At 61.2% G+C, this 25580-nt stretch carries 23 protein-coding genes and 2 pseudogenes; 20 read left to right on the forward strand and 5 right to left on the reverse strand.

The genetic code is table 11. The features are described from left to right. Nucleotides 1-7: 7 nt before the first annotated feature. The gene (rfbC, locus tag EV664_RS14820) at nucleotides 8-670 is read right to left on the reverse strand and encodes a dTDP-4-dehydrorhamnose 3,5-epimerase (protein ID WP_229668371.1); all 663 of its coding nucleotides are present in this window, start codon (nucleotides 668-670) and stop codon (nucleotides 8-10) included. A 221-nt stretch (nucleotides 671-891) separates the two neighbouring features. Between rfbC (EV664_RS14820) and EV664_RS14825 the strand changes: the two genes are divergently transcribed. The 19 genes and pseudogenes from EV664_RS14825 (at nucleotide 892) to rfbC (EV664_RS14915) (ending at nucleotide 19991) form a co-directional block, all read left to right on the forward strand. Beyond that, nucleotides 892-1323: a hypothetical protein gene (locus EV664_RS14825; RefSeq protein ID WP_133496511.1), complete on the forward strand. Its 432-nt coding sequence runs from the start codon at nucleotides 892-894 to the stop codon at nucleotides 1321-1323. Nucleotides 1324-1655: 332 nt separating this feature from the next. After that, nucleotides 1656-1823 (forward strand): annotated as a pseudogene (locus EV664_RS19730) (AbrB family transcriptional regulator); the annotation flags it as partial. Further along, on the forward strand, nucleotides 1820-2452 hold the full coding sequence (locus EV664_RS19800) for a type II toxin-antitoxin system VapC family toxin (protein WP_133496513.1): 633 nt from the start codon (nucleotides 1820-1822) through the stop codon (nucleotides 2450-2452). The pseudogene EV664_RS19730 and the gene EV664_RS19800, both read left to right, overlap by 4 nt. Before the next feature lie 454 nt (nucleotides 2453-2906). Next, nucleotides 2907-3911 (forward strand): sugar transferase, encoded by a 1005-nt coding sequence (locus tag EV664_RS14845; protein WP_162848870.1) that lies wholly within the window; start codon nucleotides 2907-2909, stop codon nucleotides 3909-3911. A gap of 69 nt (nucleotides 3912-3980) precedes the next feature. Further along, complete coding sequence (gene pseB / locus EV664_RS14850; RefSeq protein WP_133496515.1) at nucleotides 3981-4979, forward strand: UDP-N-acetylglucosamine 4,6-dehydratase (inverting); 999 nt, start codon at nucleotides 3981-3983, stop codon at nucleotides 4977-4979. Beyond that, complete coding sequence (gene pseC / locus EV664_RS14855) at nucleotides 4979-6130, forward strand: UDP-4-amino-4,6-dideoxy-N-acetyl-beta-L-altrosamine transaminase (RefSeq protein WP_133496516.1); 1152 nt, start codon at nucleotides 4979-4981, stop codon at nucleotides 6128-6130. Before pseB ends, pseC begins: the two co-directional genes overlap by 1 nt. Continuing rightward, nucleotides 6127-6831, forward strand: coding sequence for a pseudaminic acid cytidylyltransferase (gene pseF, locus EV664_RS14860; protein ID WP_133496517.1), 705 nt, complete (start codon nucleotides 6127-6129; stop codon nucleotides 6829-6831). Before pseC ends, pseF begins: the two co-directional genes overlap by 4 nt. 36 nt (nucleotides 6832-6867) lie before the next feature. Then, on the forward strand, nucleotides 6868-8670 hold the full coding sequence (locus EV664_RS14865; protein ID WP_133496518.1) for an asparagine synthase-related protein: 1803 nt from the start codon (nucleotides 6868-6870) through the stop codon (nucleotides 8668-8670). A 34-nt stretch (nucleotides 8671-8704) separates the two neighbouring features. Further along, nucleotides 8705-9934 (forward strand): hypothetical protein, encoded by a 1230-nt coding sequence (locus tag EV664_RS14870; protein ID WP_133496519.1) that lies wholly within the window; start codon nucleotides 8705-8707, stop codon nucleotides 9932-9934. Between the two features lie 78 nt (nucleotides 9935-10012). After that, a complete protein-coding gene (locus EV664_RS19305; RefSeq protein WP_162848871.1) occupies nucleotides 10013-10822 on the forward strand; it encodes a phytanoyl-CoA dioxygenase family protein in 810 nt (269 codons plus the stop codon). A gap of 64 nt (nucleotides 10823-10886) precedes the next feature. Continuing rightward, a complete protein-coding gene (locus EV664_RS14875; protein WP_229668375.1) occupies nucleotides 10887-11507 on the forward strand; it encodes an acyltransferase in 621 nt (206 codons plus the stop codon). Nucleotide 11508: 1 nt separating this feature from the next. Beyond that, nucleotides 11509-12891 carry a hypothetical protein gene (locus tag EV664_RS14880; RefSeq protein WP_133496521.1) on the forward strand — a complete coding sequence of 461 codons (1383 nt, stop codon included), beginning with the start codon at nucleotides 11509-11511 and terminating at the stop codon, nucleotides 12889-12891. Beyond that, the gene (locus tag EV664_RS14885; protein ID WP_133496522.1) at nucleotides 12888-14213 is read left to right on the forward strand and encodes a hypothetical protein; all 1326 of its coding nucleotides are present in this window, start codon (nucleotides 12888-12890) and stop codon (nucleotides 14211-14213) included. The genes EV664_RS14880 and EV664_RS14885 overlap by 4 nt, the downstream gene beginning before the upstream one ends. A 7-nt stretch (nucleotides 14214-14220) precedes the next feature. Beyond that, a complete protein-coding gene (locus tag EV664_RS14890) occupies nucleotides 14221-15345 on the forward strand; it encodes a glycosyltransferase family 4 protein (protein ID WP_133496523.1) in 1125 nt (374 codons plus the stop codon). Continuing rightward, a complete protein-coding gene (pseG, locus tag EV664_RS14895) occupies nucleotides 15342-16451 on the forward strand; it encodes a UDP-2,4-diacetamido-2,4,6-trideoxy-beta-L-altropyranose hydrolase (protein WP_133496524.1) in 1110 nt (369 codons plus the stop codon). Before EV664_RS14890 ends, pseG begins: the two co-directional genes overlap by 4 nt. Then, nucleotides 16452-17018 carry a GNAT family N-acetyltransferase gene (locus tag EV664_RS14900; protein ID WP_211338518.1) on the forward strand — a complete coding sequence of 189 codons (567 nt, stop codon included), beginning with the start codon at nucleotides 16452-16454 and terminating at the stop codon, nucleotides 17016-17018. Continuing rightward, nucleotides 17015-18064 carry a pseudaminic acid synthase gene (pseI, locus tag EV664_RS14905; protein WP_229668372.1) on the forward strand — a complete coding sequence of 350 codons (1050 nt, stop codon included), beginning with the start codon at nucleotides 17015-17017 and terminating at the stop codon, nucleotides 18062-18064. Before EV664_RS14900 ends, pseI begins: the two co-directional genes overlap by 4 nt. A 122-nt stretch (nucleotides 18065-18186) precedes the next feature. Further along, nucleotides 18187-19422, forward strand: a complete 1236-nt coding sequence (locus EV664_RS14910) for a DUF1972 domain-containing protein (RefSeq protein ID WP_133496526.1) — start codon at nucleotides 18187-18189, stop codon at nucleotides 19420-19422. Continuing rightward, entirely contained in the window at nucleotides 19419-19991 is a 573-nt protein-coding gene (rfbC, locus tag EV664_RS14915; protein ID WP_229668373.1) for a dTDP-4-dehydrorhamnose 3,5-epimerase, read from the forward strand. The genes EV664_RS14910 and rfbC (EV664_RS14915) overlap by 4 nt, the downstream gene beginning before the upstream one ends. An 84-nt stretch (nucleotides 19992-20075) precedes the next feature. Here rfbC (EV664_RS14915) and EV664_RS19550 read toward each other — a convergent pair. From EV664_RS19550 to EV664_RS14930, 3 genes and pseudogenes are all read right to left on the reverse strand, one after another. Beyond that, nucleotides 20076-20354 (reverse strand): annotated as a pseudogene (locus EV664_RS19550) (integrase core domain-containing protein); the annotation flags it as partial. Nucleotides 20355-20371: 17 nt separating this feature from the next. Beyond that, a complete protein-coding gene (locus tag EV664_RS14925; RefSeq protein WP_133496527.1) occupies nucleotides 20372-21514 on the reverse strand; it encodes a hypothetical protein in 1143 nt (380 codons plus the stop codon). Nucleotides 21515-21517: 3 nt separating this feature from the next. Continuing rightward, nucleotides 21518-22195 carry a recombinase family protein gene (locus EV664_RS14930; RefSeq protein ID WP_162848873.1) on the reverse strand — a complete coding sequence of 226 codons (678 nt, stop codon included), beginning with the start codon at nucleotides 22193-22195 and terminating at the stop codon, nucleotides 21518-21520. Nucleotides 22196-22282: 87 nt separating this feature from the next. Between EV664_RS14930 and EV664_RS14935 the strand changes: the two genes are divergently transcribed. Next, nucleotides 22283-25252, forward strand: a complete 2970-nt coding sequence (locus EV664_RS14935; RefSeq protein WP_133496529.1) for a Tn3 family transposase — start codon at nucleotides 22283-22285, stop codon at nucleotides 25250-25252. On the opposite strand, the gene EV664_RS14940 is transcribed toward EV664_RS14935, so the two are convergent. Then, nucleotides 25249-25566, reverse strand: coding sequence for a hypothetical protein (locus tag EV664_RS14940; RefSeq protein WP_133496530.1), 318 nt, complete (start codon nucleotides 25564-25566; stop codon nucleotides 25249-25251). The two genes, EV664_RS14935 and EV664_RS14940, sit on opposite strands and share 4 nt — an antisense overlap. Nucleotides 25567-25580: the final 14 nt, after the last annotated feature.

The raw sequence follows: 25580 nt of genomic DNA on the forward strand, positions 1-25580 counted from the left end.
TAGTTCCTTAGGAAAGCGGGGTTAACGGAACGCCGTCGTAGCCGAAAGGGCTATCAAACTCGGCTAGCGTCGGCTGAACCTTGTCCTTTTCGCTCAATTCAGGCGTAATGCCTTCCGGGGTTGGCCAGTCGATGCCGACGCTGTCCCAACGGATGCCACCGTCATGCTGTGGTGCGTAGGTGTCCGAACATTTGTAGGTTACTTCACAATCGGGTTCGAGCGTGACGAAGCCATGCGCGAAACCGATCGGGATAAACAGCTGAAGGCCATTTTCTACCGATAGCGCCCCCCCCACCCACTGGCCATAGGTCGGTGATCCGCGCCGCACGTCCACCGCAACATCATAAATCCGCCCGTGGATGCAGCGGACCAGTTTGTCCTGTCCTCGGTCGGGCGTTTGGAAATGTAGTCCCCGCAGGGTGAAAGCAGGCGCCGAATAGGAGTGGTTATCCTGCACGAAGACACAGGCTATTCCCATCATAGCAAAGGCGGGAACCGAATGGACCTCGGTAAACCATCCCCGTAACGCTTGGGGCGGATCAGTTGGATAGGTGAAATATTCGACATGGCGTTGCCGAATAAGCATCATCACGGCTTTTGTCGACAAAGGCATGATTATCGGCTTACCCGCCGCCGAGTATTTTGATCGCTCTTGCTGATGGCTTTGCATGCGCAATCCACGCCCGCTGGGCAATCAAGGACGTCCTATCGGCCTCATCCTGAACGGCGGCGAAGCCTTTATAATATGCGGGTTTTCGATGACCTGATGGCATCGCCCTTGCCCCTTTCTCATCCTGAATATCACGCGGCAAAGCTGATCGTCTCGGCAGACGTGTTAATCGCAGCGTGTTGTCTTGGCGCGCTTTTCAAACTGCTATAGGGGTCATGTCCATGAACTCTGCATCCCGTTTATGCTTGCCGGCAATCCTGATGATTACGGCCTGTTCCGGCCAAGGTGATCTAGCTGGCAACCATGCGAACCAAGACAAGCGGCGCGTCTATGGAGAGCAAGATAAGCGGATTGCTCAGCTGCTGTCGATCGGCGAGACTAGCGCCAAGGCGGGGGGCGTTCCCCAAGACCAAGCGCTGCTTTGCGATATCGCGCTGCAAACCATGTCGGATAAGTTGCGGCAAAGTGGCGCATTATCGGACGTTCAGATGCGTGCTTTTGAAAAAGTGCAGGCATTTTACCGTCAGCGCGCTGCAGAGGGTCGATCGCAAAAGCAAATTGTCAGCGCGCGCAAAGACCTCGAAACCGCTCATGTCGAGGCATCCGAACGCGTGCGTCTAGCCATAGGATGCCTGCGGGATTTGAACAGCTGAAGTCTAAATTTATTCAGGTAGCCTCATTTCTCCCACTGACGGTTGAAATCGGCGAATAGCTTTCGAGTGCGGATCGGGTTGGCATTGGACTTTGCGGCGCCAAGGTCGCCATCGAGGAAGCGCAGCCAACTCAGGCGGTCCCGGATCAGATACTCCGTCCGCGCGTCGCTGACATTTTTCTACGCCGCAAGCATCTGCACCTTTAGCATCGTCACCGGGTCATGGCGTGGGCGTGCACCCTTCGTACCATCCGAATATGCCGGCGCCCAGGCGCTTGCGAATGTCAGCTGGCAGGCTCATGCGCCCATTTGCGGTTATGTTGATCTGTAGTGCTCACAGGCGGCAGAGCGGTGTATCTGGACGAGACCGAAGATGGCGTCGTGTTGCGGACAGCCAAGCAGGCTGTGGCTCGAGCCTTGGCCAGGCAGTATACCGGCGACAATCCCGATGCGTCGGTGGAAGCATTCCTGGCGCGACGCCGGGAGGAGAGCGGGGAGTGAGCATCGTACTGGACGCAAGTGCCATAATCGCCATGCTTCGAGGCAAGCGTGGCGCTGCCAAGGTAGCAGCCGCCATTGCCGAGGCCCGGGTTAGCAGTGTGAACTACGCTGAAGTCGTTACGCACTTCATCCATGCCGGTATGCCGGAGCGAGAGGTTGACGCCATGCTGGATCCGCTCCCGATGACCATCGTCCCCGCGGACAAGGCGCTCGCTCAAATCGCTGGTCGGCTTCGTGGCACGACAGCACAAGCGGGCTTGAGCCTGGGCGATCGGTTCTGTCTCGCACTGACGAGGCGGGATGGCCTGCCAGCTTGGACGAGTGATCAGAACTGGAAGAAGGTCGCGGACGCTGTCGACGTCAAGCTTGTAGCCATCCAGCACCGCACGAAGTTACACTCGACCAATCCCCTCGGGCGGCTGAACAAGGAGGTTAAGCGCCGCGCCGATGTCGTCGGCATCTTCCCCAACGAAGACAGCATCGTCCGCCTCGTCCTGCTCGAGCAGAACGACGAATGGCAACTCCAGCACCGCTACATGCAGATCGAGGGCATGGCCGAACTCAACCAATCAATGATCGAGGAGGAAAATCAGCCCCTGCACATCACCGCCAAGGCCGCCAGACGATGACCCATGGCCACCGCCGAAATTACACCACGTTGACGGACGCGACCACGGGCAACCGAAATCCTGTTCTTGCTACGAAGGTGTTTACGTCAATCGCTATCGACCATATAGGAGCGTCACCGACATGGGCAGCCTTGCCTGATTTCTCCTAAACGCGCAGCAATTCACAATCGGCCAGGAAGCCATGGCAGTTTATTCAGTAAAGCGGCGAGGCGCATTGAGTTACAATCGCTATGTATCGATGATACTGGCTACAGTAACCGTTCTATACAGCTACACATTCTCGCTGCTCGCCTCGCCGGGAGCAATCAGCAACGACAAGTTCTTGGTAACAATATGCCTTTGCATATTAGCATCGCTAGCTGCGGTATACCTTGTCAGCACACTCGGAAAATATCCTGGTGTAGACAGATTTTACTATATAGCTCCTTGTTTTTTAATATCTTATTCGTTTATCATGATTGCCCTGATCATGACGAGGCTGCCGTATAGCCGACTCATGTTGGTCGGCACGTTCGTGATCAATATATTTGTTTATTTTGGGCTCTATATTTCCGCCCGTCGTCAGACGCGTCTCAAAATCGGCCTGATCCCACAGGGCGACTACAAGCTGGTCGAGGTTCCCAGTGTTGAGTGGAAAATACTCGACCATCCGAACGCGCCGGTAGACGATTTCGACGCGATCAGCGTCGATCTTTCCTATGACATCTCGGATGAATGGGAGCGACAGCTCGCCAATTATGCCCTGCGGGGGATACCGGTATATCATGAACTTCACCTCCGGGAGTCCCTCACCGGAAAGGTAGAAATAAAGCATCTGTCGGAGAATAATTTCGGGACACTGACGCCGCTGCAAACGTATATGGGGATCAAGCAGGTCCTTGACTGGGTTCTTGCCTTGCTGACGGTGATCACGATGGCGCCGGCTTTTTGCCTGATCGCCATCCTCATCAAACTGGACTCGCCCGGCCCGGCGTTTTTTCGGCAGACACGCCTTGGATATCAGGGGTGCCCCTTCAAGGTTTTCAAATTTCGCACCATGACGATTGCGCGCGACAAGGATACCGATGTGTTCGCGCAACGCGATGCCGCCATGACCAAGGACGCCGACCATCGGGTCACCCGCCTCGGTCGTTTCCTGCGACGCTCGCGCATTGACGAGCTTCCGCAACTCTTCAATGTGCTTAAGGGCGAAATGAGTTGGATCGGCCCCCGCCCCGAAGCCGAGATACTGTCGCGCTGGTATGAAAATGAAATTCCGTTTTATCGATATCGCCACATTGTGCGTCCGGGGATCACGGGCTGGGCGCAGGTCCACCAAGGACATGTCGCAGACATCGAGCAGGTTCGCGAAAAGCTGAACTTCGACTTTTATTATATCAAGAATTTTTCACCTTGGATCGACTTGATTATCGTCGGGCGAACAATTCACACGATGCTGACTGGGTTCGGATCAAGATAAACCGACCTTTATAAAGATAGAGCTTAATTGTCGCATATAAATCTTGAAAGCAGAATTCCGGAGAACTTCATGGATTCCAACTCGACGATACTTGTAACTGGCGGCACCGGATCGTTCGGAAACACTTTCGTTCCGATGACACTCGAGCGCTACAACCCTCACAAGGTCATCATTTTCTCCCGCGACGAAATGAAACAGTGGGAAATGGCGAAGCGTTTCGAGAATGATCCACGCGTCCGCTTCTTCATCGGCGACGTCCGCGATCGCGAACGGCTATATCGGGCGCTCGACGGCGTCGATTACGTCGTGCATGCGGCCGCCACCAAGATCGTCCCGACTGCTGAATACAACCCGTTCGAATGCATCAAGACCAACGTTAACGGCGCGATGAACGTCATCGACGCCGCAATCGACAAGGGCGTCAAAAAAGTCGTGGCCTTGTCCACCGACAAGGCATCCAGTCCCGTTAACCTGTACGGTGCATCGAAACTGGCGTCGGACAAGCTGTTCGTTGCCGGCAATGCCTATTCCGGCGAACATGGCACCTGCTTCGCGGTCGTACGCTACGGCAACGTTATGGGATCACGCGGATCGGTAATTCCGTTCTTCATGTCGATCCGCGACAGCGGTCGCCTGCCGATCACCGATCCGCGCATGACTCGCTTCATGATCAGCCTCGAACAAGGTGTCGAACTTGTCTGGCACGCGTTCGACGACATGGTCGGCGGCGAAATCTACGTTAAGAAAATCCCGTCGATGAAGGTCACCGACATCGCGCGTGTGGTCGCACCCGAAGCCGAGCAGCATGTGGTCGGCATCCGTCCCGGGGAGAAGCTGCACGAACAGATGATCGGCGTCGAGGATGCTCCGTTCACCTATGAATATGACGCGCATTTCAAGATTCTCCCCGCGATCAATGACTGGTCATCGGACGAGAAGCGCATTCAAAACGGACGCAAGGTCGACGAAAGCTTCGTCTACATCAGCGACAGCAACAGCGAGTGGATGACCGACGAGCAGCTCGCCCAGTGGATTGAAACCCATCGTAGCAAGATCGGGGCGATCTGATGATCCCGTATGGCCGGCAGAACATCTCCACAGCCGATGTCGATGCGGTCGTGGACGTGCTTCGTTCGGATTTTCTCACGCAAGGGCCGATGGTACCGCGCTTCGAAACGTGCGTGGCTGACCGCGTCGGCGCAGCGCATGCCGTCGCAGTCAATTCGGCCACCTCAGCGCTGCACATCGCCTGCCTCGCCCTGGGCGTCAAGCCTGGCGACCTGCTCTGGACGTCACCGATCACGTTTGTCGCTTCGGCGAATGCGGGGGCCTATTGCGGCGCCGATATCGACTTTGTCGACATCGATCCGACGACCTTGAACCTGTGCCCGTTGGCGCTTGAGCGCAAGCTCGTGCAGGCAAAGGCGGCGGGGCGGCTCCCGAAGGTGATCATCCCCGTGCACATGGGCGGACTTTCGTGCGAAATGGACGTGATCGCCGGGTTGGCTCGAACGCACGGCATTCGCGTGATCGAAGATGCGTCGCATGCCATTGGCGGCAGCTTTCGCGATACGCCGATCGGCAGTTGCCAATACAGTGACGTCACGGTCTTCAGCTTCCACCCGGTCAAGATCGTGACTACTGCCGAGGGGGGGCTTGCCACCACCAACGACCGGGCCTTGGCACGGGCGATGGAACTGTTCCGTTCGCATGGCGTCACCCGCGAGCCCGCAGAGATGGAGGGCCTGTCGGACGGGCCCTGGTATTATCAGCAGATCGCGCTGGGGTATAATTATCGTATGACCGAAGTGCAGGCAGCACTCGGCATATCGCAGATGGCGCGGCTCGAGCCGTTCATTGCGCGACGGCACGCGCTTGCCAAGCGCTACGACGCGTTGCTGGCATCGCTTCCGGTTCGGTTGCAGACACAGGCAACCCATCACTATTCGGGACTGCATCTCTACATCGTGCAGCTCGACGACGCATCGCGCCGAAGCGCGGTGTTCGCGGCGCTTCGCGCGGCCGGGATCGGCGTGAACGTTCATTATATCCCGGTGCATACCCAGCCCTGGTATCGTGCCCATGGCCATGCTGACAGCGTGTTCGCCAACGCCGAGGACTATTACGCCCGCGCCATATCGCTGCCAATGTATCCCGACCTGACCGAGGAAGAGCAGGATTACGTAGTCGCCCAACTCGCCGAGGCGCTGGCTGCGTGAACGTTGCGGTAATCCCTGCACGTGGCGGCAGCAAGCGCATCCCGCGCAAGAACCTGCTCGACTTTTGCGGTCGGCCGATGATTGTTTGGTCGATCGCAGCCGCGATCGAAAGCGGCTGTTTCGACCGGGTGATCGTTTCGACCGATGATGCCGAAATCGCCGATGTCGCGCGCGAAGCCGGTGCCGAGATACCGTTCCTGCGCCCACCGGCCTTGGCAGACGACTTCACCCCAACGGTGCCCGTGGTTTGCCATGCGATCGAACAGCTCGAAGCGCAGGCGGGGGGAGCCCGTTCGCTGGGGGCGATCTGCTGCCTGTACGCCACCGCGCCCTTTGTGCGCGCCACGGATCTAGAACGCGGACTGACGCTGCTGCGGGAAAGCGGCAGCGATTTCGCCGTCTCGGTCGCCAGCTATCCCGCCCCTATCCAGCGTGCGCTACGCGTCAACCGCGACGGGAGGCTGGAGATGATCGTCGCGGAAAATATGCTGGTGCGGTCGCAGGATCTGGAACCGGCCTGGCACGACGCCGGGCAGTTCTACTGGGGTACGCGGAACGCCTGGTTTTCGGGCAATCCGCTGCTGGGTCCATCCGCCTCGGCGGTGACACTGCCGCGCGCCCGCGTTCAAGACATCGATACGCCTGAGGACTGGGCCACGGCCGAGGCCATGTTCCGGGCGCTGCACGAACCGTCGCGCTGATGCTTCCCCCTGACCCCTTATCCGCAAGAGAGCCCGATGCTGCTTTCCCTTCCGCATAGCCCCGGCCAAGCTCCTACGCTGGTCGCAACCGCCTCGACCGACATTCTGATCGTACGGGATGGCTGGCAGGTCGCCATTGACGCAACGGTCAGCCATCAGCACCGCGATACGATCGAACGCGACGCGGCGCGGCTTATCGACACGCTCGCGGAGACCGGGGCACCGCGGCTCGACCGGGCCCTGTACGAATCGTTGTTCGGCGGACATTTCGCCGTGCTTGCGCTGCACAGCTCGACCGGTCGGGCGTTCGCACTACGCGACGTACCCGGCGCAAAGACGCTGTATCTTACCGTCGACGCTACGCAGGTGTTGGTCGGCACGGTACAGAACGAAGTCGCCCAGCGCCGCGCCGCGCCGGGGACACTGTCGCGCCGCGCCGCGCAAACCATCCTCGTCCTCGATCACTTCCTTGATGGCGACACGTTGCGCGCGGACATTTCGGAAATCGCGATCGGCACTGCCCTCCAGTTCGAGTCGGCGCGGGCGCCGACGCTCTTGCGTCAATTTGACCTGGCGCTCGCCACCCAAGAGAATGACGACGATCAACCGACCAATGTGCGTCGGCTACGCGAGGCCATTCTTGCCGCGCACGCACGGCGCGCCGGTCCGGACAACATCGTGCTCCTTTCGGGTGGCATCGATTCATCGGTCATGCTGTGCGCGCTTCGCGAACTGGTCGAACCGGCGCGGCTGCGCGCAGTGTCCTGCAGAGTGAAGGGCACAACACAGGACGAAACCAGCTATGCCGCACAGTTGGCCAAGGCTACCAGCGTCCCGATGGAAATCATCGAAGTCGACCCTGATGACGAGGATAATTTCGCGAGCTTTGAGGACGATCTCCTCGCAATGAACGTCCCCTATCTTGGACGATATATCTACGGCAATCTGGGCCATTCACCCGACAGCGTCTATTTTGCCGGGCAGGATACGCGATTGCACACACCGGACCTGAACAATGCCGACCGGCTTGCATTCGCACTGCTCCCGCTTCAGCACAATGTCGCCACCCGCAGCGCGGCGCGGGCATTGACCACCGCTTTCAGTGCGATCGTTCCGCAACCCAAAAATTATAACGCCGCACCGCGCTGGCGCCGCGGCCTGAGCCGCGCGGCAATGGCGCCCGACCTCGACCGCTATCTTCAACGCTTCCTGTTCCATGTCGACCAGGCGCGTTGGCGCGCGCTGGGCGTCGACGATGCCAGCGCCCAGCGCTTCGCAGCGAGCGTCGAGGTGGAAAGCGCCGCAGCAAAGAATAAGCGCCACCTCTACAATCTGATTGTCGCGGCCAAATGGCGCACGCAATACACCGACGACATGCGGTATCTGCAGGATGTTGGCCGATTGAACGGGACGAATGTCGCGCTTCCCTTTTACGACATCGCGCTCGCACGCATGTCGTCGGGCCTGCCCATGGCGCAGGCGACACGCTATATCGAAGGTCAGGGCACGTTTGACCGCAAGAAGACTCCGGTGAACAAGGTCCTGCTGCGCGAGGCGTTCCGTGCCGAACTCCCCGAGGCCCTGATGTTGCGTGCGAAAGCGGTCTCTAACACGCTGCACCTGCTTTATTCGGGTGTCGTCGGACGCAAGATCCGGACGATCTTGGAACGCGACCTGCAGCGCGGTGCGCAATCCGTGATCCGTCAGCTGAACGCGCAGCCATTCGTCAGCCGTTTCCTCGCAATGACCGAGTTCGCACCCGACGAGGAGGCGTTTCTGACGCGAATCTACTGGATCACCGCCATGGCCTATATCGGTCGTGATCTGGAGGTGCAGTGACCACGCGCCGATCGATCAAAAAGGACGTCCGGCGATGAAGTCGCGTTCGATGCTCACCGCACTGGCCATTTCCTATGCCGACCGATTGGCGGCCTTCGGAATGCCATTCCTGATGCTGCAATTCGGCGGTGGTCCGGACGTGTTCGTGCGCGTCGAATACATCATTTCGGTCAGCGTGATTGTCGCCACCTTCGCGGACGGCGGGCTGAGAAGCTATATCCTCTACCGCTTCGGCCGCGAACGCGACGCGGCGACCACGACTTTGCTGACCGCCCGCGCCACCCTCGTCGTGCTCGCGGTACAGCTTGTCTTGTTCGCCGCGACGCTCGCGCTGACGCAGACCGCCTGGCTGTCGGGATCGGGGCACAATGACCTGCCCCTCGGCGTGCTGCGCGGGATCGCGCTCGCCATCATCGGCGTGGCGACACAGCTCCTCGTCATTCACGAACGGCCGCTTGCCGGGATTCTCATTTCACTCTGCTCGTGGCTGATCGGGGGCACCGCGCTTCTGTTGCCGGCAGGCACCGCGATCGACCTGCGCGTTCTGGCCTTCTTCTGCTCGACGTTCCTGGTGGTTCTCGCGGTGCCGGTGCTGCTGTGGCGCACCACCCGGCTGCGTCCGGGCCGCGACGGCGTGGCCTTCGCGATGCAGGCGCTAAGCTGGGGCTGGCCGATCCTGGTAGCCGCCGCCAGCAGCATCGCGGTCGCGCAAATCGCGCGTATCTATGGCTTGTCGACCTTCGACACCGACGAAGCGACATCCTTTGCCTTCTGGATGCGCATCTTCTCGATCGTGCAGCTCTCCCATCGCGCCGCGATCGTCATGGTCAGCCGCGGGATCTTCGTATCCGATGGCACCGGTCTCTCGCCTGGTATCCTTCGCGCATATCTGCAGATGCTGATCCCCGCCGTCGCGCTTGGCTTCTTCGCCGCACTTGCAGCCCCCTGGGCGAACCAATGGGCCGGCCTGCACATTCCGCACCTCCGGTTCGCGGTTACGGCAATGATCGGCCTGCAAGTCACCGCCTGGTGCTTCGCAGCGCTGACCGAGCTCGATCTCTCGCGGGGGGGGCGCGTACATCTCATCATGGTAGCAAGCGGAGTGCCTGCTCTGGGATTTGCCCTGTTTCTGATCTTTGTCCATGCTCCGACAATGCTGACGGTTGCATTCGCAATGGCAGCGGCATCGCTGGGCCAATTGCTACTGCTGCTTGTGTTTCGGCATCAGGGACTGCACGGCACCCGTGCTCATTCCGCGGAATGACCCCGTCATTCCGCGCGGTACGAGCGCGCGTCTTCGCCGGGCACATCCGCTTCGATTTCCGCCAGAGGAGGTGACATCATGCGACAGCTCGAGCCCTTTACCGAACTGCTGAATTCCGGCACCGACTGGCACTACAAGAAGATGCGCCTCATGGCCCGTACTCCGCTGCCGCGGCGGAACTACGGTCCCGACTGGGAGGCAAGCGACCGCCACCTAGATGCGTTTGGCGACACGGTCAATGCGATCGTCCGACGGATCGAGGCCGAAGGGTATAGCGGCACGTTCATTCTTCCGGACGCGCAACTGCGCGCGATTCGCGCCGATCTGGACGGCGTTTCCTTCGTCAATCGTCACGACCGTTCGGACCAACGCCTTTTCGACCTCGATCGCCTCGACGCCGACGGCACCGGCACCGGCACGATCTACAGCAATTTCGAGATGCATTCCCGTTCACCAGCGCTGCAGGCGCTGATCGCGAGCGCTATCGAGCCGGTCGCCAGGGCCTATCTCGGGGCCTGCTGCAAGTTCCTCAACAGTCAGGTCTGGATCACCTTTCCCGGCACGGCCACGGCACGGAACAAGGATTTCGGATGGCACTATGACGTCGACGATTTCAAGTTTCTGAAACTTTTCTGTTATCTCAACGATGTCGATGCCGCCACCGGACCGCATGCCATCTTGCCGGCCAGCCACCGATCGCGGCACATGTACCGGTTCTTCAATCGCCAGCTCGATGACCGGTCGGCCCGGCAATTTGGCGAACCGTGCGTTATCACGGGCCCGGCGGGCAGCTGCTTTTTCGAAGACACCATCATCTACCACAAGGGCACAGCCCCGACCGAGCGACCACGCATCATCTTGCAGGTTCAGTTCGGCGTGGCGATGTAGGCTCGGATTTCAACCTATGCATCGAACACAGCGTGGGCGGCTTCTCGTTGCGATCCTGGTGGCCATGCTGCCATTTTTCGCGATCCGCCGGCTCCTCTATCGAACGCTTCTGAAATACGACATCGACGCTGAGTCACGGATCGCGCCCTTCACGGTCCTGGTGGCACGCAAGGTAACGATGCGTGGTGCCCGGATCGGCATGTTCAACATGCTGGTGCTCGACCAGCTGGACATGGCTGCGGGTTCCCGAATCCGCATGCTGAACCGGGCGCAGGGCATCCGAACGCTGCGACTGGCGGAAGACGCCTTCATCCTGAATTCCAACTTCATTGGCGGCACATGGGGCGGACCATTGCAGACCGGCGACGAAGTCCTCGATCTCGGCCCGCGTTCGCAACTCACGCTCCGCGCCTTTGTCGACTTGAACGACAGCGTGTCGTTCGGCGCCGATGTCGTGGCGGGCGGTGTCGGCACGCAATTCTGGACCCACGGCTTTGATTGCTACCGCAATCGCATCCGGGGGGCGATCCGGGTCGCCGACACGGTGTTCATCGGGGCGGGCTGCATGGTGCTGCCCAATGTGTCGATCTGTTCCGAGGTCACGGTCGGGGCGGGATCGGTGGTCCACCGCCCGATTATCGAACCCGGGCTGTATGTTTCCTCGCAACTCGTGCAAAAGGGCTGATGTGACGTCCTTTTGCTTTATCGCCAACTATCATCTCACGCCGCTGCAGCTCGCCGTCGCCCGGCGGCTCGAACGCAACGGGGTGCGCTGCAGCTTCGTCGCCGTGAACGCCGGCCTGGTGCGCGACATTCGCGCCGCAGGATGGGGCGATGAAGCCATCTTATACCTGCCGTTCGAGCCTGAGGCCGACGCGCCGGTCTTTCTCGACATCCCCGTGGCGTTCAACGACCTGGTCCTTGCCGATCGGGCGCTGCGACATCTGCCGGAACGGGGCTTGGCCTATCTGTACGGCGCCGCACGCGCGCTGCAGGCTTTTTTCGAGCGCCGGGCCGTCGACGTGGTATTTTCGGAACCGACCTGGGCGCATGAACGTCTGGCGGCCGCGCTTTGCGCTGGAACCGGGCGCAAATTCCTGGTTCCTTTCACCATCCGCTACCCGTCAGGGCGCTGGGGGTTTTTCGAAGGCGACGATCAGGCCGGGCTATTGCCTGTTGCCGGCATCGGTACGCCGGATGCCGCGACCCCGGAAAATATTCTGAACGCAGGCCCGCCCGCCTATCTTACCCGCAACGACCAGCTGCTGCGCAACGCGCGAAAATTTTCGTCGCGGGCGGATCGCATTCGGCGGTTCCTCACCCGCGAACGGATCGATCCCCAAGACCCGACCCATATCCAGTCGCGCTGGCACACGCTGCTCGTGAAGGGCGGCGAGGAATTCAACCGGATGCGCTATCGCTCGGTAGCGCGTACATCGGTCGATGCCGCACTTCTCGCAACGCCGTTCGTCGTATATGCGCTTCACAAACAGCCCGAATCCTCGATTGACGTTCTGGGTCGCTATTACGAAGATCAGGCGGCGCTGATTCGGGCGATCTGGCGCAGTCTGCCGCCGGGCTGGAACCTTCTGGTGAAGGAACACACCAACGCCATCGGTGACCGACCGCGGCGATTTTACCGTCAGCTCGGCCACTGGCCGGGACTGAAGCTGGTGGAGGAAACCACGCCGATGGCGCCGTTGCTCGATCATGCCCGCGCGGTCTTCACCGTGTCGGGAACCGTTGCCTATGAAGCTGCGATGAAGGGAACGGCGGCCTTCACCTTTGCGCCGATGTTCTTCAACCGCTTTCCCCGCTGCCGCCGCGTGACGATCGAGGATCTGCGAGAGGCGCGCGACGTCGCCGCGCTGATCGACGCCCTGCCCCCGCATGACGGCGACGCGGCGACCGCAGCACTGCGCGCGATCGCGGCCCATTCCTTTCCCGGGCGCTTCACCGATGTGGTCAGCGATCCGACCGTGCTCGAAGAACCCAATGTGCGCGCCATCACGGCAGGAATGCATGCCCTGATCGACCATCTCACCTCATCCAATATCGGAAACGCGTGACCGAAATGAACTCCGGCAAGCGAAGAACCATCTATCTCGCAATCATTGCGCTCAGCCTAACCAATGTGTCGGTTATGATGATTGGTGAGGATTCTCGTCTTATGCTATTCTGGCCAGTTTTATTGGTCGCGATATTGTCGAATCTACGATATAATCCACAATATAGACTCCCACCATATTCTTTGATTTTTGTATTATCGACCATTTCGATGGTGGCCTCGTTTTTAGCAAATAGAGCTAATAGCGAACTTTCAACTGCTGTGTTTTCGCTTGCTTGGGTCATATATTGGGGATGGATCATATCAATACGGTGGCTTATCACAGCCCACCAGTTACGTCGCACGCTTGAATGGATTATTTTAATATATTTTGCTTTTATTTTGGCAAGTTTTTTATTAACCGTTCTTAACGTATACGAATTGCCACTTCCAGAGTTCATGGGCAGGACGGAAGGAGCTGGGGGGTTTCTGCCGCGTTTCTATGGCCCCACAACCGAACCCTCTTATGCCGCGCTTATCCTGGGCGCGGCCTGGCTCGGCATATGCAGAATCGCTGCCGGGGAGGATGGAACGACCAAGACCCGAAGGCGGATAGTGCTGGCCGCGCTATTCATGTCACTGCTCGCATTGCAGTCAATCTACGGCCTGCTGGTCGCCCTTCTCGTGGTCTCTACCATGCTGGGAGGTTTTACGACCCGGGTTCAGCGGATCGGCTTTCTCGCGCTGGGACTTCTTGCCCTGCCCTTTTTGCCCGCATTCGTTCCGCCCGACACACGGCTTGGGCTTCTTATTGCCCAAATTCCGTCGATGAGTCTCTACAATCTTCAGACTACCGACAATAGTGCATTTATGCGAATTGGCCCATTTTACGAAATGATATCCAACAATCCAATTATGAGCATGCCGTTCTGGTTAGGGCATGGCGCCGGGGTATCTGAATTCTATTTTGGAAATATTTTTGGATATACTGCTGGAGGGACCATAACATCTCTTAACCTAGGATTTTTACCCTCATTCATATACGATTTCGGATTGGTTTCATCCATATTAGTCGTGACATATCTTATGCTGATTTGCAAAGGCAGGTTCTCTTTTCAAGCGAGAACGCTCGTTCTCATTGCTCTATTCAATTGCAATTTTAACACCCATCTTTTCTGGTTTATTGCGAGTTGCTTCTTCTTGTCGGCCCCTCTGATCGCGCCGCGCATGCGCCAGCTAGCCCGGTATGCCCCTGTCTATCAGGGGCGGGCCCAGCCCGTGACCGCACACGTTGGCCAGGGTTTCGGTCACTCGTCTCGTCCCGCCCCGCAATTCTCGGCGTGACGCCGACATGACCGCGCCGACCAACATCTTCATCGAAGCCCATATGTTCGATCATGGGTTCGAGGGCTCGGGAAGCTTCATCGCCGGCCTTTATCGCGCGTTGCTTGCCGCGCATCCCGATCGCTACGCACTCGTGGTGGGAGGGCTGCATCCCGAGCGGGCGCTGGCGGCGCTGGGAAATCCGGAACAGGCCCGAGCGGCGCCCTATCGCACCGACAATCGCATCGCACGGCTTGCGGTGGATATTCCCCGGATCATGCGCGAAGAACGGATCGATTTTGCTCATTTTCAATATTTTACGCCGATCGTTAAGCAATGCGCATGGATCGTCACCATCCACGATGTGCTGTTCAACGATTTTCCGGAATTCTTCCCCAAGAATTATCGGAGGATGCGCAATATATTGTTTCCGCTATCCGCCCGGCGCGCCGATATATTGACGACAGTATCGCGATATTCTCGCGATCGGATCGCGCATTGGTACGGTATCGATCCATCGCGCATCGCAATCACGCCCAATGGGGTCGAGCCCGCTGATACCGCTGCCGGACAAGCGGTTGCGGCAGGCCGGCCGGACGGCCGCTATCTCATCTGCGTCAGCCGGTTCGAGCCTCGCAAGAACCAGGCCGCAGTACTCGAGGCGTTCGTTGCCCAACAATTGTGGGAACGGGGAATTTCGCTCGTCTTCGTCGGCGCGCGAACATTGCAAAGCCCGGCCTTCGATGCTGCCTGGGCCCAGGCTCCGGAAGCCGCGCGCGCAGCCGTCCGTTTCCTGTCGGGCCTGTCTTCGCAAGACCTGGCAGCGCTGATCGCCGGAGCCGAGGTAGCGGTCTATCCAAGCCTGGCGGAGGGATTTGGCCTGCCCCCGCTGGAAGCGATTGCGCAAGGCGTGCCCTGCGCCTGCGCCAAAGTCACCGCGATGGCTGACTTCGATTTCCTCGAACCCTTCTTCTTCGACCCCGCCCAGCCCGATGCGCTGGGGCAGGTCATCGCCCGGATGCTCGATGCGCCGCAGCAGGCGCGCGCGCAGGCCGCCGCAGCACGCACGCGAATGCTCGAGGAATATGCCTGGGCGCGCGCGGCCGAGACCTTGCATCGCAAAATCGACGCGCACCTGCGCAGCCGCCGATGAGCCTGTCGGGACGCAACATCGCCTTTCGCGCCGACGCCTCGGTGCGGATCGGGACCGGCCATGTCATGCGATGCCTGACTTTGGCGGACGGATTGCGCGAGGCCGGCGCGAGTTGCCGCTTCGTGATGCGCGAGCATCCGGGCCACCTGGCAGAGCTGGTCCAGGCCCGAGGCCATTCGGCACTATTGCTGCCGCCGGGCGAGGGCAAAAACGACGATGCGCTGCCGCATTCGGCATGGCTAGGCACCGACTGGCGCACCGATGCCGCCCAGACTTCCGCCGCCCTGGCCGGTGCCCCTGTCGATCTGCTGGTGCTCGATCATTATGCGCTCGATCGGCGCTGGCAGGCGCGTCTCACCAACCGCACGGCGCGCTGGATGGTGATCGACGACCTGGCCGATCGGCCGTTTGTCGCCGATGTGCTGCTCGATCAGAATCTGGGCACGCAAGCGGCGGATTATGCGCCATTTGCAAGTCCCGGTGCCCGGCTGCTGATCGGGCCGCGTTACGCGCCGCTTCGCCCCGAATTCGCTGCCGCCCATGACCGGATCGCGAGCGCGCCGGCCCAAACGGCGCTCCGCCGGATCCTGGTCGCGGTCAGCGGAACCGATCCCGACAATGTCAGCGAACGCCTGCTCGACCGGCTCGACGCGGCACCGCTGCCGCGGGATACTGCAATAACCGTCATCCTGGGCGCCAGCGCGCCGCATGTCGCAGCGGTCCGAGCACGCGCCGCGCGCATGCCGGCTCCCACGCAGTTGCTGGTCGGCGTAGGCGACATGAGCCAAGTCTTCGCAACCGCCGATCTGTGCATCGGCGCGACCGGCGGCATGTCGTGGGAACGCTGTTGCGTGGGATTACCGACGCTGTTGCTCATCCTGGCCGACAACCAGGTCAAAGCGGCAAGGGCGCTGGTCCAAGCGGGAGCGGGCGACATGGTCGGCGACGTCCGCGCGCCTGGGTGGAAAACGCGGTTCGACGCGGCCCTGGATGCCGCGCTTGACCCCGGCCGGCGAGCAGCGATGCGCTATCGTGCCCTAGAGGTTTGCGATGGGCGCGGCACCGTCCGGATCGTCGGGGCTCTCCAAGACCTGTGGAAGGTTTGAATGACGGGCGAACGCAACCCAGCCTCGATCCGCAGAATGCGCGCGGACGATCTCGACATGGTTCTCGCCTGGCGGAACGCCCCTTCCGTCCGGTCAATGATGTTCAATCCTGACATTATCGAACGGACTCAGCACCAATCCTGGTTCGAGCAGACAAGTCTCGCGGTGCGGCGGGCCCTGCTGATCGTCGCGTGGGAAGATGAACCATTGGGCTTCGTCCAGTTCGACGGCGTCGAACCAGGCGGCGTCTCTGACTGGGGGTTCTACGCGCGGCCCGGAGCCCCCCGCGGGAGCGGCCGGATACTTGGCCGCACTGCACTCGACCATGGCTTTGGTGCATTGCAATTGCACAAAATCTGCGGGCGTGCCATTGCCTTCAATACAGCCTCGATCCGGCTGCACGCGCGCCTCGGCTTCCAACAGGAAGGACTATTGCGCGAGCAACATCGGATCGATGGCGTTCATCATTCGGTGCTTTGTTTCGGTCTCCTCCGCCACGAATGGCAAGCCACCGGAAACGAGCATCCGCAAAACCCATTCCCTCAATCCGAGGAGCGCGCAAAGTGAACCCCGAAGTCATGATCGACGGCCGCAAGATTGGTCCCGACGAACCGCCGTACATCATCTGCGAATTGTCGGGGAACCATAACGGATCGCTCGATCGTGCGCTGGCGATGATCGACGCCGCCGCCGATACCGGATGCGATGCGATCAAGCTGCAGACCTATTCACCAGACAGCCTGACCATCGCCAGCGACAAGCCCGATTTCCGCATTTCCGGCGGGCTATGGGACGGACGCACGCTGTACGACCTCTACGAAGAGGCGCACACGCCATTCGACTGGCACGAAGCGCTGTTCACACGCGCGCGCGATCGGGGCGTGACAATCTTTTCGACCCCCTTCGACGAATATGGCGCCGACCTTCTTGCCGACCTGGGCGCTCCTGCTTACAAGATCGCATCGTTCGAGGCTGTCGATCTGGCGCTGATCGCGCACGTGGCCCGCAAGGGAAAACCGATGATCATCTCGACCGGCCTGTCCGGGCTGGGCGACATCGAGCGCGCCGTGGCGACCGCACGCGACAATGGATGCGAGGAACTGGTCCTGCTCCACTGCATCTCCAGCTATCCAGCACCCGACGACCAGTCGAACCTGCGCACCATTCCGCATCTGGCGCAGGCGTTCGACACTGTTGTCGGCCTGTCCGACCATACGATGGGAACCGCGGTTTCGGTTGCTGCCGTGGCGCTTGGCGCGCGCGTGATCGAAAAACATTTCACGCTGGCACGTGCCGATGGCGGCCCGGATTCGGCCTTCAGCCTCGAACCCGATGAGTTTCGGCGCCTGTGTGACGAAACCCGTGCCTGCTTCACCGCCCTGGGTCGCGTCAGCTATCAGATCGCGCCGGCCGAAAAAGCCAATCGCGCCTTTCGCCGCTCGCTCTATGCCGTCGCGGATATCGCCCCTGGCGAGGAACTGACCGCGACCAATACGCGCTCGATCCGACCGGGCTATGGCCTGGCGCCCCATTACCGCGATCAGGTTCTCGGTCGCCGCGCCCGCACCGCGATCGCGCGGGGAACGGCACTCAACTGGGAGCTGCTGGCCTAGAGTTTCGCTTCTCGGCCTCGACAGTATCGAACACGACCATATGCGAGCCTGCGGCTCCCGGGCGCTGAGGTTGCCTACCGCGCATCTCTCCTTTGCCAGGCCAGCACGGATAGGAAGAGACAATGCCTAAATCATCCCGCGCCGATAGGCAGGCAAAAGACCGGATCGCCATCCTCGGCACGGTCGGCGTTCCGGGCAATTATGGCGGGTTCGAGACGCTAGCCGAGAATCTGGTCGCCTATCACGCGCGCGCCGGACAGCAATCGATGCTGACCGTCTATTGCTCGGCCCCGGCCTTCACCGATCATTCCGAATGCTTCGGCACGGCGCGGCGGCGCTTTCTGCCGCTGAATGCCAATGGCGTATCGAGCATTGCCTACGACATCTGGTCGCTGATCGACGCCGTCCTGCAAGGCCACAACCGTATCCTGCTACTGGGGGTTTCGGGGGCGCTGGCGCTCCCCCTGATCCGGCTGTTTCCCTCGGTCACGATCGTCACCAATATTGACGGGATCGAATGGCGCCGCGGCAAGTGGAACCGGTTAGCCCGGGCTGTCCTGCGCTGGTCGGAATGGGCGGCAGTCCGCTTCTCCCACCGGGTGATCGCCGACAACCAGGCCATCGCAGATTATGTCCGCGAGCGATATGATCGCCCATGCACGGTAATCCCCTATGGCGGCGATCATGCGCTTGCCGTCGATGGCGACTTCACCGCCACCGCCACGCTGCCCGAACGATACGCCATCGCACTGTGCCGGATCGAGCCGGAAAACAATGTCGCGATGATCCTCGAAGCTTTTGCAGAGCTCGACATGCCGCTAGTCTTCTTCGGCAACTGGGATCGCAGCGACTATGGCAGGGCGCTCAAGGCGCGCTATCGCGACCATCCGACCATCACCATCCATGACCCCGTCTATGCCCCCCCTGCCCTTCGCGCCGCTCGGGATCGCGCGACGCTCTACATCCATGGACACTCGGCGGGCGGCACCAACCCGGCCCTGGTCGAAATGATGCATTTCGCCATCCCGGTGCTGGCCCATGGCTGTGCGTTCAACCGTCACTCGACCGAAGGCAAAGCCCGCTATTTCGAAACATCTTCGGAACTTGCCGCCGAAGTCCGTGCTCTGACGCCCGAGGCCGGTGCGGAAATCGGGGCTGCGATGGGAGAAATCGCACGCCGCCGCTACACCTGGGATCAGATCGGCAAAGATTATTTTGACCTTTTGCAGCTACCGAGCGGCGAGAATGAAGCGCTTTCGTCCATAAGCGGACACATGAATACAGGGGGGCCTATGGCCGTTCGTGATCCTGCGGATCAGACATGGTCAAAACATCGTTCGCCGAATAAGTCGGCATGATGTCCAATCCCGTGCTCCTCGTGACCCCCAAACGCCATGGCGACGCCCGGGGCTGGTTCACCGAGACCTATAATCGCGACACCTTCGCGGGGCTCGGCGTCAGTTGTACCTTCGTGCAGGACAATCATTCGCTGTCGGTGCCGGCCTTCACGTTGCGCGGGCTCCATTTCCAGACACCGCCGCGCGGGCAGGACAAGCTGGTGCGCTGCATCCGCGGCCGCATCTTCGACGTCGCGGTCGATGTGCGCAGCGGCTCGCCCACCTATGGCCAGTGGGTCGGCGCAGAGCTTTCCGCGGAAAATGGGCACCAGCTCTTTATCCCCATCGGGTTCGCGCACGGTTTCGTCACGCTCAAACCGGATTGCGAGGTCGTCTACAAATGCTCGGACACCTATGCGCCCGACCATGACGGCGGCATCGCCTGGGACGATCCCGAAATCGGCATCGCCTGGCCGATCCCCGCCGGCACCACCCTGGAGCTGAGCGCCAAGGACAAGGTGCAGCCGCGCCTTGCCGACTTCGACAGCCTTTTCCCCTATGACGGGCGCCCGCTCGCCCCGCTCGCCTGAAGGATCCCCGCATGCCCATCTTCGTCACCGGCGGCGCCGGCTTCATCGGCTCGGCACTTGGTCTGAGCCCGTAGTTTCTACCATTTACGAGTAGAGCCTTGGGCCGTTTTGATGCCCTTCACTGGGCGTGATGGCAACAACCGTATTGGGGGCATGCCCCCAATACGGTTTGCCGTTTGATCCGGCCCCGATCTCGGCCGGGGTTCTGTTCCCGAGGCTCGAGTGGGGCCGGAAGTGGTTGTAGTCGTGCCGCCAGGCTTCCAGTTCCTGGCGGGCATGGGCGAGGCTGGTGAAGATCGTCTCGTTCAAGAACTCGTCGCGCAGGCGCGCATTGAAGCTCTCGACGAACCCGTTCTGATAGGGGGGCGGTGAGAGGATGGTCAAAAACGTACGCTAAGCGGATCGCGACGATTGAAGGCTTGCCGCAATTGCCCTGCAGCACGTGTGATCGCACCTTCGTAGTCACCGAAGGCCAACGCCACCGCCTCCGACTGCTTTTGGACCCTTTCAGGATGTCGTGCGAACGCCCGGTCGATCACATCGAGAACATCGTCAGTTCCGGACCCGACCTCCCCCAGATGCCAACCAGCGTAGCGTGAATCGTCCTTCCAGTTTGCACCATGTGCATTGAGGAACGCCACCGGCCGGGGCGTTGTAAGGAATTCGTATAGCTGGCTCGACATGTCACCCAGATAAATACTGGCGGCCCGCGTGTAGGTCATGTCGAAGAGCCTGGGTGAATCGAGATCCACAATGATGTGTCCTGGCTCTGAAAGCTTCTGCCATTTCGCCCGGGAGACCGCATCCAGGTTCTCGAAAGCGCGGATGTGAGGCGCAAAGATCAGATTAAATCGCTCCTGCTCGCGAAAGCGGGCGATGACGTCCCGAGCCAGACTGATTGACGAGATGGAGCGATCAAAATGGGGATTGTAGACGACGATCGGTCGATCATTATCGAACAATCGCGATCCGGCAGGCATGGTTCGCAAATAATCCATCTTTATGTAGCCGACTGCTGAAAGCTTTTTCCTGTCGATGCCTTGCGCTACCGCTCGCTCGATATCCTTCTGCCCGGCGACAAAGATGAAGTCGAAGGCGCGCAGCCTCACTTCCGAAGACGGCGCGCGATCGCCAGCCCCGTGACGAAAATGTATGAGCGGGCGGCGCCATCCCAAACACCGCAAAGCCGCGGAGGTGCGCTCCGGAACGATGATTGCATGTGAATTCCGGAGCAACCATCGGATCTTCGCCAGCAAGGGGCCTTTCGCCGACGATTGAATGCCCGTCAATCGGGCCGCCATCCTGCTTGCCCAGGGCCACGTAATTTGCGTTACCTTCATCGTGCCTGCGCCCATGGTCTCGGCAACCTTGAGCAAAGCGGTGGCCGTGCGTTCATCGGCGCAAATGCATTCAACGGCTATATTGGGATGACGCAGGCTGATCGCAGCGGCCACGGGCGCCAGGTGCAAGACCTGATGCTCTCCACCGATAAAGACAAAAGCCAGATTTTTCGAGAATGTCATAGGTTATGTGACTGACCGCGCCTTGCGGGCGAGAAGCTTTTCCCCATCTGCCCTGATCTCCCCTTTTGGTGTGACGTGACGATAAAGCGTTTGCCTCGTGATACCGAGTTCGGCGCATAGTTCGGCGACCTTGGTTTCCGGCTTTCCCATGGCTGCTTGGGCGAGACGCAGCTTGGCAGGCGTCATTTTGAAAGGCCGTCCGCCGTGCCGACCCCGTGCGCGGGCGGAGGCGAGTCCGGCGCGGGTGCGCTCGACGATCAACTCGCGCTCGAACTCGGCGAGGCCGGCGAAGATCGCGAAGATCAGCCGGCCGTTGGCGGTAGTGGTGTCGATCGACGCGCCTTCGCCCGCCAGCACCTTGAGGCCGATCTGTCGCTTCGTCAGCTCGCCAACCAGGTTGACGAGATGGCGCAGGTCGCGCCCTAACCGGTCGAGCTTCCACACGACCAGCGTATCGCCGCGCCGCAGCGCCTTGAGGCAGGCATCGAGACCGGGGCGCGTGTCACGCCGGCCCGATGCGGCGTCCTCATAGATGTGGTCGGGATCGACGCCGGCCGCGACCAGTGCGTCACGCTGGAGGTCATGGACCTGGCTGCCGTCTGCCTTAGACACTCGTGCATAGCCGATCTGTGTTGTCACATATACGTCCGTTCGCGTGACGGAGCGGGATCGCTTCGTCATCGATCTACATTGTGTCACATAACCCGTCTTCTGGTCTATGCTCCGTGAACAGGTCTGCTTTCCTGTTTCGTGACGAACAGGACACCAATGCCGACCAAGACTATCCTGTCGCCAGCACAGCGTGCGGCGATCTTCGATCCGCCTCTCGATCGTGCGACGATCGAACGGCTCTACACGCTCGGTCCCGACGATCTGGTGCAGGTGGCGCGACGTCGTCGCGGGGCCAACCGGATCGGCTATGCGGTGCAGCTCTGCTACCTGCGCCATCCTGGGCGCGGGCTGCTAATGGGCGAGAACGTGCCCGACACCATGCTGGCGCTGCTCGCCGACCAGATCGGATGCGAGGCGAACGACTTCACCGGCTATGCCATGCGCCTCACGACGCTGCGCGAACACCGTGCCGAGATCGAAGCCCTGCTCGGTCTGCGTGCCTTCGCGCGGGTGGAAGTGCGAGCTATGCTGGCGCTGGGATCGGAGATCGCGGCCTCGACCGATAGGGGCGAAGCGATAGTCACCGGGATGGTCGATCGCCTTCGGACGGATCGTATCGTGCTGCCGGCGGCATCGACGCTGGAACGGCTCGCGCTCATTGTGCGGACACGGGCGCGCAAGGCAGCCCATGCCAATCTGATCCGCGACTGTTCGGCCGAGCAGGAAGCCGCGCTCGACCATCTGATCGGCTCCGACGACCGCGGCCGTACCCGACTCGGGTGGATACGCGAGTGGCCGGAAGCACCATCGGCCGCCAACCTGAAGGGGATCGTCGAACGGCTCGACATGGTGCGCGACATCGGGATCGTGGCCGATCGGGCACGGCGCATCCATGCCGCCCGCTATGCCGTCATCGCGCGAACCGCCGGCATCGCCACCGCACAGCACCTGCGGCGTCTCGAACGCCCGCGCCGGCTCGCGATGCTCATCGCTTCCATGATAGAGATGGAGGCAGCGCTAACCGACGCCGCGCTGGTCATGGTCGAGAAGATGGTCGGTGGGCTGTTCCGCCGCGCCGACCGCACCCGGTCCGACCGGCTGCTCGGCCAGGCACGGATGTTGAAGGACACCGCGCGCTTCCATGCCCGGCTCGGTCGCCTGCTGGTCGATGCCCGTGCGAGTGGGCGCGATGTCTTCCGCACGATTGACGCCCAGGTGGGCTGGGATAAGCTAGAACGCAGCATCCGCTTCGCCGAGGATCTGACGCGCGCGGCAGATGATGGCCTGGAGGAAGTGGTCGAGCGCTATCCCGCCGTGCGACGGTTCTCCCCGACCTTCCTCGCCGCCTTTACCTTCCGCACCGCACGATCGGGCGATCCGCTGCTCGGCGCAATCGAGGTATTGCGAACGATGTACCGCGACGGACGTTCGGTCCTGCCGAAGCGGGTGCCGACCAGCTTCATCAAGCCGCGCTGGCGCAAGGTGGTGCAACCGACGGAAGGAGCGATCGACCGGCGCGCCTATGAGATCGCGGTGATCGTCCACCTGCGCGAACGGCTCGGCTCGGGCAGTATCTGGGTGGACGGCAGCCGCGCCTATCGCACGCTCGACGACTATCAGCTGCCGGTGCCCGCCTTCGAGGCCATGCGCGCCAGTGGCGATCTGCGCCTGGCTGTACCGACCGACTTTCCCGAATGGTACGAGGAACATCGCACCCTGCTGGCGCGGCGCATGACCGAGGTGGAACGCGGAGCCGCAGCTGGCGAACTGGTCGACGTGACGATCGAGCGCGGGCAGTTGCTCATATCACCGATCCGGCGATCCCCGTCCGACGATGCCGAGGCGCTGAAGGCGCGGCTCTACGCGATGCTGCCGCGCGTCCGCATCACTGACCTGCTGGTCGAGGTGGCCGCATGGTCGGGCTTCACCGATCGCTTCGTCCATGCGCGCAGCGGCGCACCCGCCTCCGACCCATCGGCGCTGATGGGTGCGATCCTCGCCGATGCGACCAACCTGGGCCTCGGGCGTATGGCGGAGAGCTCGCGCGGATTGACGCTGGCCCGCCTGCGCTGGACTGCCGAATGGCATGTCCGGGACGAAACCTATTTGTCGGCGCTGGCGGCGATCGTCGACTGCCACACCGCGCATCCGCTTGCGGCGGTCTGGGGACCGGGCGACACATCGTCGTCGGACGGGCAGTTCTTCCGCGCCGGCGGTCAGGGCGAGGCTCGCGCCGATCGCAACGCCCGCTACGGCACCGAACCCGGCGTGCTGTTCTACACCCATGTCACCGATCGCTTCACCCCGTTCCACACCAAGGTCATCGCCGCCAATGCCGGTGAGGCCGCGCACGTCCTTGACGGCCTGCTCGACCATGAGAGCGAACTGGTCATCCGCGAGCATGCGACCGACACTGCTGGCGCGGTCGATCACGTCTTCGGCCTGTGCCACCTGCTCGGCTTCCGCTTTGCGCCGCGCATCCGCGACCTCAACGAACGCCGGCTATACGGTCTGTTGCCGCTCGATTCCTGGCCAACGCTGCGCCCGCTCGTCGCCGGGCCAGTCAACGTACGCGCGATCGAGGAGAACTGGGACGAGACGCTGCGCCTCGCAGCCTCGATCCGCGCTGGCACCGTCAGCGCCTCGGTCATGCTGCGCAAGCTGGCGGGCTTCCCGCGCCAGAACCCCGTCGCCCGGAGTTTACGCGAGATCGGGCGGGTTGAACGCACCTTGTTCATGCTCAACTGGTTCGACGATCCCGAGCAACGACGCCGCACCGGCAGCATCCTCAACAAGGGCGAGGCCCGCAACGCGCTTGCCCGCGCCATCTTCTTCAACCGGCTCGGCGAACTGCGCGACCGCACTTTCGAGAACCAGCGCCATCGCGCTTCGGGCCTGACCTTGGTCACCGCGGCCGTCACGCTGTGGAATACCGTCTATCTTGATCGCGCCGTCCGGCATTTACGTGGAAACGGTATCGACGTGCCCGACCAAATGCTCGCCCACGTCGCCCCGCTGGGCTGGGAGCATGTCGGTCTCACCGGCGACTATCTCTGGGGCGAAATCGACAAACCCCGTGAGCGTTTCAGGCCGCTTCGCCTTCACCAGCAAAGCCAGAACGCTTAGCGTACGTTTTCGACCATCCTCTCACCGGTCCCCTTGTCGCGCGGCGCCAGCGCAGCACCCGCGTAGGCTGCGGTGACACTGCGAACGGCCAGACCGATGGGCACCGTACGATCGGGCGCTGTCTTCATCTTGTCGCCCGCCATCTCGGCTGCCGCCATGACAGCAGTGCCGGCGGCGATGATCGGGTTCAGCATCAATTCCTGGAGCGGAAGGTGGGGCGCGATCTCCTGCCGGCGGGTGGCCGTGGCAATCACGGCCAGCGGGGTCATGCCGCGCTGACCCGCCACCAGACCGATAAGGAAGGAACGTAGCATCTGACTTCTCCAAC

The sequence above is a fragment of the Stakelama pacifica genome (assembly GCF_004361835.1).
GTDB classification, from domain to species: domain Bacteria; phylum Pseudomonadota; class Alphaproteobacteria; order Sphingomonadales; family Sphingomonadaceae; genus Sphingomonas; species Sphingomonas pacifica.